Source organism: Streptomyces sp. A1136, from assembly GCF_004795055.1.
Taxonomy (GTDB): Bacteria; Actinomycetota; Actinomycetes; order Streptomycetales; family Streptomycetaceae; genus Streptomyces.
Window position 1 is genome coordinate 1 of sequence record NZ_SSBJ01000143.1, and the last position, 745, is coordinate 745.

At 64.3% G+C, this 745-nt stretch carries 2 protein-coding genes; one reads left to right on the forward strand and one right to left on the reverse strand.

All coding sequences use genetic code 11. The annotated features are described in order from the left end of the window. Positions 1-203: M23 family metallopeptidase (locus tag E6R62_RS37720; protein ID WP_136217934.1), on the forward strand; the 203-nt coding region annotated here is incomplete at its 5' end. Positions 204-213: 10 nt separating this feature from the next. Here E6R62_RS37720 and E6R62_RS41995 read toward each other — a convergent pair. Beyond that, positions 214-618 (reverse strand): alcohol dehydrogenase catalytic domain-containing protein, encoded by a 405-nt coding sequence (locus tag E6R62_RS41995; RefSeq protein WP_206308989.1) that lies wholly within the window; start codon positions 616-618, stop codon positions 214-216. Positions 619-745 lie beyond the last annotated feature (127 nt).

Sequence of the window (745 nt, forward strand, 5' to 3'; positions counted from 1 at the left end):
CCGACGGCACCGAGACCTGGTACTGCCACCTGTCCAGCACCAAGATCCGCTCGGGTCCGGTGAAGGCCGGCGACGTCATCGCGTACTCGGGGAACTCCGGCAACTCCACCGGTCCGCACCTCCACTTCGAGGTGCGGCCGGGCGGCGGCTCGTCGATAGACCCCCTGCCGTGGCTGCGCAGCCACGGCCTGGACCCGACGTAACCCGGACCGGTCAGAGCTTCTCGACCGGCGCGTACCGCAGCAGGAGCTTCTTGGGGCGCTCGTCGCCGAAGTCGATCGTGGCCTGTGCGTCCGAGCCCGAGCCGGTCACCGACATCACGGTGCCCAGGCCGAACTGGTCGTGCGTGACGCGGTCGCCGACGGCAAAGCGGGTCACGTCCGCGCCGACCGCGACGATTTCACCGGCGCCGTCGCCGGCCGGAACCAGCGGCGCATCGGCCAGGTTGATGTAGTTGCCGCGCGCATACATCAGGTCGCGATAGTTGAGCGCGGCGGCGTGGGTCTTGATCAGTACTTCATGCGGGCGCGGCTGCGGTGTTGCGATGCGCGTGAGCGCCAGTTCGGCGACGCCGGCGCCGGGACGCAGTTGATAGGCTTTCATGGAAGGGATGCTCATGGTGGCTCCGGATAGGAAGATTGTTCAAGGGAAAGCGGTGCAAAGATTTCACCGAGCAGCTACGATATAAGAGATGAAGTGGATGCATTGGATAGAATTTGATCAATCATTGATTCTTGAATGGAAC

What these genes read in the sequence shown, in the direction of transcription:
- E6R62_RS41995 (WP_206308989.1), bottom strand. Translation starts at nt 618, where the DNA reads ATGAGCATCCCTTCCATGAAAGCCTATCAACTGCGTCCCGGCGCCGGC.